The organism is Nocardia sp. NBC_01388 (assembly GCF_045040085.1).
Lineage (GTDB): Bacteria > Actinomycetota > Actinomycetes > Mycobacteriales > Mycobacteriaceae > Nocardia.
The window spans coordinates 4933618-4946426 of sequence record NZ_CP109553.1 but is presented as its reverse complement, the minus strand read 5'-3'; the positions used below and the strand labels follow the sequence as shown (position 1 = coordinate 4946426).

Below are 12809 nucleotides of genomic sequence, written 5' to 3'. Positions count from 1 at the left end.
TCCTTCAACCGACGACGCCCAAGGTGAGTCCGACCACGTCGGCCACGGCGGCGACAGTGGCGATACTGGTCGAGCCGCTACCGTGCTCGATCTCCCGGACCGTGCGAGTGGAGGTGCCCGCCAGCTCCGCCAACTGCTCCTGTGTCAGCCGATGTCGGCGGCGGGCCGCGTGAATGGCATCCCCGATGCTCGACGCCACGGTCACCGAATCACCTCCATAAAACGGCAATATTCTGCCGATACTGTGCAGATTCAATCAGATTACATGAAGCGATATAGAAATCAGCAGAATATCGCCGATTTTCCAAATATCACCCACGACAACGGCGTCGTAGAAGCATAATAGGCAGAATACTGCCGGTTTGGTGGGAGTAGCCGACCGAGTGGGACCAGGCGGCAATGAGTTCTCGGGGTACTTGGAATCACCCGGCGGCCGCCAGGAACGAGTACGGCCCCTGGCCAGGATACCTGGTCAAGGGCCGTATTATGGTGCGCCATCAGGGACTTTGACACATATTCTCCACCCACAGACAGGCTGTAGGGGTTCATGCGCTAGAGGTTAGCCCTCGGAGCGAGCCTGGTCAAGGCATCTATCTCGATGGTTTTCGGCCGGTCCCTTGGGAATTCGAGCCGCGTAGGAGGTATTCCTCGGTGGCCGTCCGGACGCTGGAGTCTCGCCCTAGGAGTTCAGGTTACGGAAGGGTTCGCAGGGGAGACCTGGTGCGCCGATCGGGCCGGCACCGTATTGCGCGTCGTAGGCCATCAAGTGCACGGTGTTGCCGCTCTTGTCGAATCCCGCGAGCAAGATCGCTCCGGAAGTGTCCCACTCGGCGCTGGAATCGCTCGATGCCATCTCGGTCCAGAACTGCACGATGGAATCCGCCTGGTTTCCGTTGGGGGTTCCCATCGCGTCCAGGACCGCCGCCTTACCCTGGCCCAAATTCAGGTTGCACCAGGTGGTCAGCGGGCTCGTGTCCGCGTGTGCTGTGACGGCAGATGCCCCGACCACGATCGCCAGCTGGACCGCGCCGACGACTGCCGTGCGGTGCGCAAACTCGAGTAAACGGCGAAATGTCATGTCCCCACCCTTGTTTCAATGCTCGGGAACCTCCGACCCGGGTCTGAGAGCAAACACTGCCACGGGGTACCGACACAATCGGCGCCAGGTCCCGCTCCGCCACTATTCGCCGCACACTCGTTCAACGGGCTGCCCGGATGGCTCGGCGTAGCGAGAATCCGAACACCACGGCCACCAGGATCGGTAGCAGCCACCAGGCGTTCACGCCGACGCGCGCGAGCCCTGCGGTGATCACCAAACCGATGACCACGCCCGCCGCGGCGACCCAGTCGTCACCGACAATGAAGTCGTACCAGAAGGCGAAGAACGCCTTGACCAGGTTCATGGCACCATCTCCTCGTTCGCCCGTGCCCCGTCCTTGATCCGGTGGAGAATTGCGGCGGCGGCGATCGCCGCGACCGCGACCGTCGGCACCAGGACCAGGAGCGCGGCGTCGGCGTGCGGCCATTCCATCCCGGCGCCCTCACCGGACCAGAAGATGCCGAACGATGTGAGCATCACGCCGACAACGAATTTCATGGTGTTCTCCGGAACTCGTGCCAGCGGCGCGCGCACCGCCACACCGACGATCGTGACCAGCACGACCGCGGCTCCCGCACCGAGGGTAGCTACCGGCAGATCGTGCTGGTTGGCGCCGAAGGTCACCACGATGAACACCACCTCGAGGCCCTCCAGTACTACGCCCTTGAAGGACAAGGTGAAGGCATACCAGTCGCCGACTATGCCGCGCCCGCCTGTGGCTGCTTGTTCGGCGACGGCCACCTTCCGCCGGAACGTCGCCGACTCATCGTGCAGCGCTTTGAATCCCGAGGCGCGCAGCACCGCTTTGCGCAGCCATTGCAGTCCGAAGATCAGCAGCAGAGCACCGACTAACAGTCGCAGGGACGTGAGCGGAATGAAACGCACCGCAGGCCCGAAAACCGCGATCACAACCGCCAGTACCGCCAGCGCCGCCGCGACGCCTTGCAGGGTAGATCGCCACTGACGGGTGGTTCCGGCGGCCAGCACGATGGTCAATGCCTCCACCGCTTCCACCGCGCAGGCCAGAAATACTGTGAGCGCCAGCGCGAATCCGCCCCCGCTCATCGGATGCCGGCGGATCGTTCGGGTGTAGGCGTGAGGGTCATGATCGTCCTTGTCCGGCAGGCGATTCGGCCATCTCAGCGGGGGCGACCAGGATGCTCAGCCGGGTGCGGGCGAGCAGCACGAGTACCCGACGCAGCAGCGGGCGCATCAGCAGGAAGCCGACCAGGCTCACTGCCGCCCCCAGCGCCAGCCCGGCAAGCACATCCTGCGGATAGTGGGCGGCGACGTACACGCGGGCAAAGGCCATCACGACGGCCGCGAGCGCGGCGAGGGCGCCCAGACGACGATGCACCAACCACAGTCCGGCGGTGACCGCGCCCGCCATGACGGCGTGGTCGCTGGGAAAAGACGCGTCGCTGGCGCAGTGCAACACGACAATCCCGTGCAGTGCGTTGCAAGGCCGGGTTTCGTTGACCGCCGCCGCGATCGGCTGATTGATTCCGAGGGCGATGAGCATGCCGATCGGCGCCCACACCGCTGCCGCCATCATGGCCGGATCGGCTCGCTCGCGAGCAATCCACCAACCGGCCAGCAGCAGTATCGCGAACAGCACTACGCCGTAGCTCGCATAGCCCGACATGATCGGATGCAGCCACGGCGTATCGCGGGCGAATTCGTTGACATCGAGGAAGATTCGCGTGCCCATGTTTGTCACTCGGCTCCGGGGTCGGTGGTGGTCACATCTGGTGCAGGGCCTGGAAGACCCGCTCGGTGTAGTCGGCCAATCGGTCGGCGCAATGCGCGAGTTGCTGGTCGGCCTCGACTGCGGCCGGAGCGCCGAAAACGTCGCGCGCCTTGATGTCTCGATGCCAGCGGCGTAGTCGTTCCAGGCTTTGTTCTTCCTCTTCGAGTTCGGCGATCGTGAATTTGCCGATGCCGATCTCCTTGTCGATCTCGGCGTCGAATCGGCCGCAGTCGGCGAGGAATTCGGTCCATTCCTCGGCACGGTCGGCGGTGAACATCCCTTCCAAACGTGCCCTGTCGGCTTCTTCCCTGCCGCCGGCGTCGAGGGTCAGCACCTCACCCTCGCCGCGATGTGCCAGTTCGATTACCCGGCTGATTCCGTCTGCGAATACCGGAACATCCGGCACTACCCACACGCCCTGTCCGATTTGCAGCGCCCCGACCCGACGCAGCTCCCGCCACACCGCTACCCGATGCCGGGATGGCTCGGCCGGCACTCGCACCACCAGCACCAGCCATCGCGCCGCGCCGCTTCCATCTGTCACAGGCAGTAATGTAACAGCTGTTACGGACAGTGATGTGCTCGGTTCGAAACAGGCATATCCGAACGACGAGGTCGCCATCGGTCGGCCCATCGCGCCTTTGCCGGGACCGGCCGGCCGTTAGCCTCAGCCGCGCTCGGCCGGGGTGCGGTCCACCGGCAATCCGGCTAGCCGCCATTCGAGCATGCCTTCGTCGAGGCGCTTGACCGCACGGCCGGCGTGATCCGCGATGCGGATCGCCTCGGGCGCCATGACGCAGTAGGCGCCGCGGCAATAGGCGACGATGTCGTGATCGGCGGGAAGCTCGGCGAGGCGGCCTGCCAGTTCGGCCAGCGGGATGTTGATCGCGCCCGGGATGTGCCCGGCCTCGAACTCCTCATGCGGGCGCACGTCGATGAGGGTGATCTCGCCGCTGTCGCGGCGGCGGATGAGTTCCTCGCGGGTGATGGCGTCTTCTGGCGCGCCCAGTACGGCGGCGGCCGCGACGGCGACATCGGCGAGATGTGCTTCCGCGACGGTTTGCACCAGCGCGAACAGTCGGGCGACGTCGTTGCCGGCGAGCCGGTAGTGCTGACGGGTGCCGTCGCGGCGAGCTTCGACCAAGCCGCCGGCCTTGAGTGCTTGCAGGTTCGCCGACGCAGTGGTCAGGTTCATGCCGGTCGCGGTGGCGATCGACTCGACGGTGCGCTCGCCCTGCGCGAGCAGGTCGATGATCTGCAATCGGCGGCCGTTTCCGAGAGCTTTGCCGACTCGGGCGATCTCGTCGTAGAGGGCGGCCTTGCGGTCGGACAACTCACTCACGCTTGCTTCTCCAATACTCTTTGGAATAATATATTCCATAGTTCTTTGGAACAACGTCGAACGCCGCAATTGTATTCGCGGCCGGACTGCTCGCGACACAGCCCCGCCCCTATCTGGGAGAACACATGAACTACCTGTTCGTCCTGCACGATCCGCCCTACGGCACCGAACGGACCTACAACGGAATCCGATGGGCTCGGCAGCTGCTCGACGCCGACCCTGCCAATCAGGTTCGGGTGTTCAACTTCGCCGACGCGGTCGTTTCGGTCACCGCCGGTCAGAAGGTTCCCCACGGGTTCTACAACCTGGCCAAAATGACCACGGCGCTCACCGAGAACGGCGGCGTGATCGGCAATTGCGGCGCGTGCATGGATGCCCGCGGCATGGGTGATGACCAACTGATCGAGGGCGCACATCGCTCCTCGATGGTCGAGCTGGCCGAATGGACGGCCTGGGCCGACCAGGTCATCAACGTCTGACAACGACCACGAAAGCGAAGAACCCATGAGCAAGACAGTCGTCGTCCTCGGCGCCGGAGTCGGCGGGCTCACCGCCGCCGCCGAACTGCGCAAGACCCTTCCATCCTCCGATCGGATCGTGCTGATCGACCGAATGTTCACCGGCAGCCTCGGCTTGTCATCCCTCTGGGTGCTGCGGGGTTGGCGCACTCCAGAGCAGGTGCGGGTGAAACCGACCGCTGCCACACTGCCCGGAGTGTCGATGGTGACCGCCGAGGTCGAACGGGTCGACACCGGTGCTCGGACCGTGCACTGCCGTCTCGCGGGACCGATCGCCTACGACGCGCTCGTCATCGCGCTCGGCGCAGGGCTCGATACCTCTGCGGTTCCCGGCCTGGACGCGGCGTTGAAGTCCGGGGCGGCGGGCCAGTTCTATACCCCGGACGGCGCCGCGGAACTGCACGGCCGCATCGAGTCCATCGAATCCGGGCGGATCATGGTTTTGATCGCGGCGGTACCGTTCAAATGCCCTGCTGCCCCGTTCGAGGCGGCGTTCCTCATTGCCGACCAACTCGGCGAAAAGTTCCGCAGCGGTGCGGTCCGGGTCGATGCGTTCACCCCCGATGCACTGCCGATGCCCGTCGCCGGCCCGGACGTCGGCAAGGCACTGGTCGGCCTGATGGACGCTACCGGCATCGGCTTCCACAGCGGAAAGTCCACCACCCGTATCGATCCCACCGCGCGGGCGGTCGAATTCACCGACGGCACCAGTGCCTCGTACGACCTGCTCGCGGTCGTGCCCCCGCATTCATCGCCCGCAGCGGCGGTGCTCTCGACCGGTATCGGACCGAGCGGCTGGATCCCCGTCGAGCCCTCGACGATGGCAACCGATATGCCAGGGGTGTGGGCGATCGGTGACACCACTATGTTGCTGCTGCCCAACGGCAAACCGTTGCCCAAGGCCGCGATCTTCGCCGAAGCCGAGGCCGGGGTCGCCGCGCACCAGGTGGCTCGCCATCTCGGCTACGCGGCTCCCGACACGCGGCTCACCGGCGAGGGCGCCTGCTATGTGGAGATCGGTAATGGCTTGGCTGCCAAGGGGTCAGGAAACTTCCTCGCCCTGCCCGCCCCGCAGGTCACTCTGTACGAGCCAAGTCACACTTACCACGCTGAGAAAGAGCAACAGGAGCGGGAGTGGCTGGCCCGCTGGAACATTCGCTCCTGACACCGATGTTCATCGGACTTCGCGTCTGCCGTGAGGGCGCCGCGGGCCAGCGGTGCAGACCGTAGGTGCTGACGTCGCAGGTGGCCTGCTCAGTCATGGGCGGGTTCACCTGTGACGGCGTGGTCGGCGTGGTTCATGGCTTCGCGAACCAGTCGGGCGAGGTGCCCGTCACGAATGCGGTAGATGACCCGGCGGCCTTCCCTGCGGGTGTCGACGAGTCCGGTGAAGCGGAGTTTGGCCAGGTGCTGGCTCACGGCGGTGCGTGAGGCGCCACAGGCTTCGGTTAGTGCTCCGACGTCCGCCTCGGTGTCTGCGAGGATCCACAGGATATGCAGCCGGGTGGGGTCGGACAGCATGCGGAAGGTGCTGGTCGCGGCGTCCAGGCGTGGCTGGTCCGGTATCGCGCGGTGGCTCAGGCTCGCCGCAGGAGTTTTCGCGGCGCTCGAGCCCACGTTGTCGCTCACCGTTCGCCTACCGTCCTTCCGTCATCGCCATCTCGATACCTGCCCGGGTGGATGCGGGCCAGACCCTGGAGGCCGCTATTGCTGCGAGTGTAGCGAGCACGGTCAGAACCGCTGCGGCGGTGAACTGACTGGTGGCGGCGCCGACCCAGCCCGCGATCGGATAGGTCAGCAGGAAGCAGGCATGTGAGAGGGAGAACTGCGCGGTGAACAGCGATGCCCGTGTCTGCTCGCTGGATTCGGCGCGCAACAGACGCGCCGAGGGCGTGTTGATCATCGAGGTTCCGGCGCCCAGCACAATCCAGATCATCGCCAGCAGCGCCCAGCCCAGGCCCGGCGGCGGAGCTATCGCGAGCATCGCGGTGGCGGCCGTCAGTCCGATCGGGATGACAAGGCAGCCGGTCAGCATCAGTTGTCGGTCCGGGACGGTGGTGAGCAGTCGTGGCACGAGCAGCGCCACCAGCATCGATCCGCCGCCATAACATCCCAGGGCGAGCGCGACGCCAGTGTTGGAGCCGCTCAACAGGTCTCGCACATAGACAACGGTATTGACCACGACGAGCCCGGTCGCCGCGGCGACCACCAGGTTCATCGCCAGCAAGCCGCGCAACACCGGCCGCGCCAGCATGACTCGCGCGCCGGCGGTGATCCGCTGTAGCAGCGGGACCGTCCGATCCGCCGCCACCAACCTCGGCAACCGGGTTCCGATGACCATCGTGGCCGAGACTACGAATCCGGCGACGGTGCCCAGGAAGAGCAGGTTGTAGCTGATCAACGTCAGCAGCGCTGCCGCGAGGATCGGGCTCAGCAGCGATTCGAGGTCGTAGGCCAGTCGCGATAGCGACAGACCGTGCGTGTAATCGTCCTCGTTCTCCAGTACCGACGGGATCACCGACTGGAAGGCGGGGGTGAATGTGGCGGACGCGGCCTGCAGTACGAAGATCAACACGTAGATCTGCCAGGTCTGGTCGATGAACGGCAAAAGCAATGCGATCACCGCCCGCACTGCGTCTGCGGATACCAGCAGTACTTTGCGCGGCACCCGATCGGTCACCGCCGAAATCACCGGCGCGACTGCAACATACGCGACCATCTTGATCGCCAGCGCTGTTCCCAGCACCGCTCCGGCGTCACGCCCCGCGATGTCGTAGGCCAGCAGGCCCAACGCGACGGTGAGCAGGCCGGTGCCGACCAGGGCGACGACCTGAGCGGTGAACAGCCGACGGAACTGCGTATGACGCAACACGGCCAACAAGGGGGACCTCCGGGATTGCACAGACACTCTTTGACAACTCCACCATATCTCATATGAGTGCGCACCTGCGCACCTATGTGAGATATCGCCGACGCCGATCTGTACGCGGACGGCTTACCGGAACAGGGCTTCGACTCGCGGCACGGCGATTCTTCATCTATCTCAGCGTGTTCTCAGCGGATGACCGGCAAACTTCGGCGGTGCCGCAAACCACCGGATACAAACTCCCCCACATCACGGCGATGTTCTGGGTGCTGAAGATTGCCGCCACCACGCTCGGCGAGACCGGCGGTGATCTGCTCGCACAAACCCTGCACCTCGGCTACGCGACGGCGTCGGTGCTGTTCCTGGTGATCTTCCTGGTCAGCCTGGGCATTCAGTTACGCTCCAGCCGCTTCCGCCCCGCCGTGTACTGGACCGTCATCGCCGCCACCAGCACCGCGGGCACCACCATGTCGGATCTGATCAACCGGGGCCCGGGATCCGGTACAGACACGACCGGCGGGCTCGGTTACGGCGCGGGCGCCGCGCTGTTGGTCAGCGGACTGGCGGTGGTCTTCCTCATCTGGAAGGTGAGCGGCCAAACCTTCGACGTCGGCGATATCACCACTCTTCGTGGGGAGACGCTGTACTGGGCCGCGATCCTGCTGTCCAACACCTTGGGCACCTCACTGGGTGACTACCTGTCCGACAGCTCCGGCCTCGGCTACTGGGGCAGCGCGACGCTCATCGCCGGGATCATGGCCGTCATTCTGGCCGCCCACTACTTCACCGATATCTCCGGCGTCCTGCTGTTCTGGCTGGCGTTCATTCTTACCCGTCCGCTCGGAGCGACCGTCGGTGACTTGTTCTCCAAGTCGCACGACAAAGGCGGCCTGGGCTTCGGCACCTACGGCACCACTGCGGTACTGCTTGCGGTCCTGATCGGCGGAATCGCCTACAGCTACAAGACAATCCGCCCCGGGATCACCCGCCCCCAATCGACAGCGGTCCCGGCAAGGTCTGATTCGGTGATTCGAGCCGGACAGGACGCTGTCTAGAAGTACGGCATGAACCGGAAGCCCTCTGCCGGAGATCAACGCGTTGGCACCGCCCGAAGCGCCTGTGCTTCCACGAATAAGGCGGCCGGTGTGACGACGGATGGCCGAGCGCTACGACGGTCTATGACCGGCGATCCGCTGCTCAGCATCATCGAGACTGTGGGGTCCGGCGGGCTGCGGCGACGGTGGAGTGGTTGCCGTAGCAGAGTATTCGGCCGACCAAGGTCCAGTCACCTCTTGCGGCCGTCCCGGCCGCGCGGAGACCTTGCCTCAGGACAGTTGCGAAAGTTTCACCCGCGCAACACGGTAACCATCGACGGTAGGGCGAATCCGGAAAACCGAGAGTTTACGCGTGGGATGTGCCCGTGCCGTGTGTTCGGTGGCGGCACAGTGTGCCTGGGGCGAATCTATCTGGTGTCCAGGCCGTTGTTGCGTCGTCGTAATACGGTCGCTACCGTCGTTCCGGGCGGGGTTAACTACGATCTCGCATAGTAGGACACCGGGAACTTGCGAATGGACGAACGCAGTATCGAACGCTCCGAGCGTCACTCGGAGCCGACTGGTCGTCACGGCGGCGAGTCGTCCGGCGGCACCGTGTACTTCGACAATTCTTGGTTGCCCGCAGAGCGGCCCGAATCGTATGAGGCCGACCCTTCATACGTGGGCGATGGACGGTACGGCCCAGGTTGGACGCCGTCGAGCGCACCCACAGCGGAGGTCGCGTACAGCTTCCGTACTGCCTCGGGCGAGCGGCTCGACTTCACCAGCGACGGCACGCGCGTCAATGCGACGCGGCGGTCGGGATCGAATGACGTCGAGGCGGGTGGCGATGCACGCCTTCACTCGCCCTCCCGCGCCCGGCGGGGCGGTACTCACCGATTGCCTGCGCCACCCCCTGCGATCAAAGGCCGTGCCGCAGTCGTCGCTGTGGCGGCCGGCGCGGTCGTGGCGGCAGGACAAGCCGGGGTGGTCGAGTCCGCCCCGCATACCCATGCTGCCGATTACGAAGCCGATGGCCAGATTCACACGATCGCCGCTCAGGCTCTTGCTATCCCTGACGCTTCCCTCCCCGGCTCCGGTTCCCCGCAGATGGTTGTGGCGACGTCGCCGACCGATCTCGGTCAGTTCAGCGACATTCTGGAGCGCGGGCAGAAATTCGCGCAGGAACTCGCCGTGTCCGCCACCGAGAATCTGCCTCCGTTGTGGACCAAGTTTGCCGAGGGCACGCTGACTTCTGGTTTCGGGGCGCGCTGGGGCGCGGTGCACACGGGCGTCGACGTTGCCGGAATCTATGGGTCGCCGATCCTTGCTGTCGCGGACGCGACGGTGATCGATGCGGGACCGGCCTCCGGCTTCGGCATGTGGGTGCGGTTGCGTCATGACGACGGGACGATCAGCGTCTACGGCCATATCGACAGTGCCACTGTGCAGGTCGGGCAGCGGGTGACCGCCGGCGATCAGATCGCCAGGATGGGCAACAGCGGCATTTCGACCGGAACGCATGTCCATTTCGAGGTCTGGCGGAACGGTGTCGACAAGATCGACCCGATTCCCTGGCTTGCCTCCCGCGGCATCAGTCTCGGCCCCGAACGAGACTGAGCGCGACGGGCTGCCCATGGCAGCTCGTATCGGTATCGGCAGGGCGACATCCCGGTGCGCGGGGAGGGTTCCCCGGACACTCGATCTACTGAGCGCACCGCGGTTAGCATTGCGGCACATACATTCAGAACCAAGTCGATCCGGGGGCACCGATGACGGACTCGGCATCCATGGCGGTGGTATTCATCGACCTTGCCGGCTTCACCGCGCTTACCGAGGCGCACGGTGACAATGAGGCGGCAGATCTGTCCGAGCGGTTCACTGCGATGACCGCTGCCGAGCTGGACGCGTCGGATCGGCTGGTCAAGACGATCGGTGACGCGGTGCTTCTGGTGTCGGACGACGCAGGTTCGGTGGTCGCGCTGCTACGCCGCGTACTGCCGCGCTACGCCGAGGCGGAGCGGTTCCCGATCGTGCGGGTCGGGGCGAATCTGGGGCCGGTGGTCGTCCGGAATGGTGATGTGTTCGGAGCGACGGTCAATGTCGCCGCCCGGATCGCGGGTCAGGCGGGCGGAGGACAGGTGCTCGTCACGGAACCGATCGCCACTGCTGCCCGGGCCGCGGACGTAGGCGTCCGCGACCCGGGACAGCTGTGGTTGCGCAATGTATCCGAACCGGTCACGGTGTACGACCTGGATTTCGGCATGGAGACTCGAAGCGTCGCCGTGGATCCGGTGTGCCGGATGCGGATAGCCGCGAGCTGTGGTGCCGGGCATCTGCGCTACGCCGAAGTCGACTATCCGTTCTGTTCGCTGGCCTGCGCGGCCGCGTTCGCGGCCGATCCCGCCCGCTTTGTCGTTGTCTGAACAGGTTTAGGTCGCCGCACGGAACCGATCGCGGCGCGCGGGCAGTGCTAGGTCGGTGATTACCAGCTGCCGGTGTGCGGCAACGGAATTGGCGGCCGGTGGCCCGGATTTCCGTTGTTGTTGTGGTGGTTTCCGTTGTTGTGGTGGTTGCTGTGGTGCGGTCCGGAAATCGAAGCTGGCTCGGCGAACGCGGGTGCCGAGGCGAGGGCGACCGCGCCTGCGGCGGCTGCGGCGACGGCGACACGCACTGCGATCCGGCGCGCTGTGCGAGCAGATGTATTTTCCAAGGAATTGACCTATCTGGTGAAAGGGCTTCTGCGTCTTTGGTTTCGGCGGTCCACCGACGGGTCGGTGGTTCCTCTGCGATGGGTTGCCCGGACCTCCTATCTACTATCTACTTTAGTAGATAGTAGATGTGGATTCCGGGGTGTCAACCCTCCGCGTGGTCGGTTTCGGCTAAGCCCAATCGCCAAGAGAGCCAGTCGAGTTCCTGTGCCAGCGCGGCCCGCCACAACCGGTAGTCGTGTCCGCCGGGCAATTCGACGGAGCGAACCGTCATGTCCGCGGCACGCGCGGCCGCCGAGACAGTTCGGGCGGCAGTTTGTGCGGCCGAGTCCCTGGTCCCCGCGACCAGCACCCCGGCCGTGTCCGGGTATTTGCGACGGGCCATCAGATCGACGGGGTTGACGCCTGTGAAAGCGGCAGTGTTTCCGCCGAAGACCTCGGCGACGGTGCGCCGACGATCTCCCAGGGATGGCTCGCTGTCTCCGGAGAAGTCGAGGAACGTCGGATATGTGCCGGGGTAGTAGGTGGCGAGCTGGAGTGCGCAGGTGCCGCCATAGGACAGACCGCCCACCGCCCAAGCCCGGGGATCAGGGTCGATCTGCAAATTGGCTCGCACCCAAGCGGGCACATCCTCGCCCAGATAGGTTGCGGCCCTGCCTCTTTTGGAATCGACGCAGAGTGGATCGGCGAACTCGCCGCCGGTCCCGTCTGCGACCACCACGACCGGTGAGAGGCCCTGGTGGCGTGCGGCATAGTCGTCCATCGTCTGCGCCAGCCGGCCGCCAGTGAACCAATCTTCGGGTGAACCCGGTTGTCCTGGAAGCAGAATCAGTACGGGCAGCAGCGGGCAAGGGTCGCTGAAGTAGGCGGGCGGCAGGTAGACGATCGCGTCCCTTGCCGGGAAGCCCGAGCGGGTCGGCGGTACGCGGGTCGTAGTGATTCGACCCGCGGACGGGGCGGGTGTCGTTGCGCGCCAGGAGCCCAGCAGAGGATCCTGGTGAAGGATGCGGTGCGTGAAGGATCGCGCTGTGTCCCAGCGGATCTCATTGTCACGATGAATGTTCAGTACATCGCGCACGGTGGGGTAGGCGGCGAAGGAGATGTTCACCTGATTCGCAGCGGCCGCAACCACGACCGTGGCCGCGATCGTCGTCGCCAGTACGTGCCGGAGGTGGCGCGGTCCGGACCACAACCGCGCTGTGGCGAGTAGTACCCCCAGCAGGGCGGTGGCGGTCAGCGCGGGCACGGCCAGTCCGAGCGAATCGGGAAACGGCCGCCCAACATTCTGGATGAGATACGTGATCGTTGCGGTCATTCCGGCCGCGGCCGCCGCGGTTGCCGGTACTACAAGGAGCAGATGGCGGCGGTTGCGCCGGAGCACCAGGCACACGCCGCCGACTGCACCGCCGATCAAGAGCGCCACAGGCGTGAAGCCGGTGAGCAGTGACGAGTCGAGGAAAGAGTTCCACGGCGGGCTCACCAAGGACTT

Annotated in this window: 15 protein-coding genes; 5 read left to right on the top strand and 10 right to left on the bottom strand. The window is 65.3% G+C overall.

The window, feature by feature from the left end; genetic code table 11:
- Positions 1-4: 4 nt before the first annotated feature.
- The 7 genes from OG716_RS24370 to OG716_RS24340 all read right to left on the bottom strand — a co-directional run bounded on the left by OG716_RS24370 (position 5) and on the right by OG716_RS24340 (position 4191).
- A complete protein-coding gene (locus OG716_RS24370) occupies positions 5-205 on the bottom strand; it encodes a helix-turn-helix domain-containing protein (RefSeq protein WP_355122992.1) in 201 nt (66 codons plus the stop codon).
- 474 nt (positions 206-679) lie between these two features.
- Positions 680-1078 (bottom strand): hypothetical protein, encoded by a 399-nt coding sequence (locus OG716_RS24365; RefSeq protein WP_405133078.1) that lies wholly within the window; start codon positions 1076-1078, stop codon positions 680-682.
- A 121-nt stretch (positions 1079-1199) separates the two neighbouring features.
- Positions 1200-1403, bottom strand: coding sequence for a hypothetical protein (locus tag OG716_RS24360; RefSeq protein WP_405133077.1), 204 nt, complete (start codon positions 1401-1403; stop codon positions 1200-1202).
- Positions 1400-2164, bottom strand: a complete 765-nt coding sequence (locus tag OG716_RS24355; RefSeq protein ID WP_405133076.1) for a COG4280 domain-containing protein — start codon at positions 2162-2164, stop codon at positions 1400-1402. Before OG716_RS24355 ends, OG716_RS24360 begins: the two co-directional genes overlap by 4 nt.
- Before the next feature lie 37 nt (positions 2165-2201).
- Complete coding sequence (locus OG716_RS24350) at positions 2202-2810, bottom strand: phosphatase PAP2 family protein (RefSeq protein ID WP_405133075.1); 609 nt, start codon at positions 2808-2810, stop codon at positions 2202-2204.
- Between the two features lie 31 nt (positions 2811-2841).
- A complete protein-coding gene (locus OG716_RS24345; RefSeq protein WP_405133074.1) occupies positions 2842-3393 on the bottom strand; it encodes a Chromate resistance protein ChrB in 552 nt (183 codons plus the stop codon).
- Positions 3394-3516: 123 nt separating this feature from the next.
- Entirely contained in the window at positions 3517-4191 is a 675-nt protein-coding gene (locus OG716_RS24340; RefSeq protein WP_405133073.1) for an ArsR/SmtB family transcription factor, read from the bottom strand.
- Positions 4192-4316: 125 nt separating this feature from the next.
- On the opposite strand from OG716_RS24340, the gene OG716_RS24335 reads away from it, so the two are divergent.
- Both OG716_RS24335 and OG716_RS24330 read left to right on the top strand, forming a co-directional pair.
- Entirely contained in the window at positions 4317-4670 is a 354-nt protein-coding gene (locus OG716_RS24335) for a DsrE/DsrF/TusD sulfur relay family protein (protein WP_405133072.1), read from the top strand.
- 25 nt (positions 4671-4695) lie between these two features.
- The gene (locus OG716_RS24330; RefSeq protein ID WP_405133071.1) at positions 4696-5874 is read left to right on the top strand and encodes an NAD(P)/FAD-dependent oxidoreductase; all 1179 of its coding nucleotides are present in this window, start codon (positions 4696-4698) and stop codon (positions 5872-5874) included.
- A gap of 89 nt (positions 5875-5963) precedes the next feature.
- On the opposite strand, the gene OG716_RS24325 is transcribed toward OG716_RS24330, so the two are convergent.
- Both OG716_RS24325 and OG716_RS24320 read right to left on the bottom strand, forming a co-directional pair.
- Complete coding sequence (locus OG716_RS24325) at positions 5964-6338, bottom strand: ArsR/SmtB family transcription factor (RefSeq protein WP_405133070.1); 375 nt, start codon at positions 6336-6338, stop codon at positions 5964-5966.
- Positions 6339-6345: 7 nt separating this feature from the next.
- The gene (locus tag OG716_RS24320) at positions 6346-7590 is read right to left on the bottom strand and encodes an MFS transporter (protein ID WP_405133069.1); all 1245 of its coding nucleotides are present in this window, start codon (positions 7588-7590) and stop codon (positions 6346-6348) included.
- Between the two features lie 242 nt (positions 7591-7832).
- Between OG716_RS24320 and OG716_RS24315 the strand changes: the two genes are divergently transcribed.
- From OG716_RS24315 to OG716_RS24305, 3 genes are all read left to right on the top strand, one after another.
- A complete protein-coding gene (locus tag OG716_RS24315; RefSeq protein ID WP_405139879.1) occupies positions 7833-8630 on the top strand; it encodes a hypothetical protein in 798 nt (265 codons plus the stop codon).
- Between the two features lie 513 nt (positions 8631-9143).
- On the top strand, positions 9144-10229 hold the full coding sequence (locus OG716_RS24310) for a M23 family metallopeptidase (protein ID WP_405133068.1): 1086 nt from the start codon (positions 9144-9146) through the stop codon (positions 10227-10229).
- A 152-nt stretch (positions 10230-10381) separates the two neighbouring features.
- Complete coding sequence (locus OG716_RS24305; protein ID WP_405133067.1) at positions 10382-11035, top strand: adenylate/guanylate cyclase domain-containing protein; 654 nt, start codon at positions 10382-10384, stop codon at positions 11033-11035.
- A gap of 430 nt (positions 11036-11465) precedes the next feature.
- On the opposite strand, the gene OG716_RS24300 is transcribed toward OG716_RS24305, so the two are convergent.
- Positions 11466-12800 (bottom strand): alpha/beta hydrolase, encoded by a 1335-nt coding sequence (locus OG716_RS24300; protein WP_405133066.1) that lies wholly within the window; start codon positions 12798-12800, stop codon positions 11466-11468.
- Positions 12801-12809 lie beyond the last annotated feature (9 nt).